Source organism: Enteroscipio rubneri (genome assembly GCF_002899715.1).
Taxonomy (GTDB): Bacteria; Actinomycetota; Coriobacteriia; order Coriobacteriales; family Eggerthellaceae; genus Enteroscipio; species Enteroscipio rubneri.
Genome location: NZ_PPEK01000042.1, coordinates 1 through 512, shown reverse-complemented (window position 1 = coordinate 512; position 512 = coordinate 1). Strand labels below are relative to the sequence as shown.

Below are 512 nucleotides of genomic sequence, written 5' to 3'. Positions count from 1 at the left end.
ACTTGACGAGCATCCAGTTCGCATATCAAGAATGGTACGAACGGGTTAAGAACGGCTCGTCGTATATCGTCTCATGCTACGAACAGAGCGAATCAGCTTACGAAAAACTGCAGTTCCTCCGGATTATTCTTGAGGAAAGCGACCTTCTCTCAACTTGCGATAAGACAATCATGACAAGATTCGCTGACGAAACGTACCATATCGGAGGGGATTATCTCTATCAACTCGACCCTTGCGCATTTCAACAAGTACCGAATTATGTCGAATCTTGGTGCGACGACATCGTTGCTAAATACAAAACAAAGCACCAACTGGACTGACAATCCATGCCTCTCATCTCCGACATACGCGCCTACCAACCTTTCAACCAGCAGGAGATTGCTGACCGGCAGGTCATCCTCGAGCAGCTGGAATCCAACCCGCGGGTCTTCGACCGCTCGTCGCTCGCGCATATGACGTGCTCGATCTGGACGGTCGATCCCGCCAAAACGCAGACGCTCATGGTGTTCCAC

The 512-nt window shown here is 50.4% G+C and carries 1 protein-coding gene and 1 pseudogene; both read left to right on the top strand.

Features of this window, described 5'->3' with window-relative positions:
• Nucleotides 1–320: hypothetical protein (locus C2L71_RS12220; RefSeq protein ID WP_204600490.1), on the top strand; the 320-nt coding region annotated here is incomplete at its 5' end.
• A 6-nt stretch (nt 321–326) separates the two neighbouring features.
• Nucleotides 327–512: pseudogene (locus C2L71_RS11865) on the top strand (NUDIX hydrolase); the annotation flags it as partial.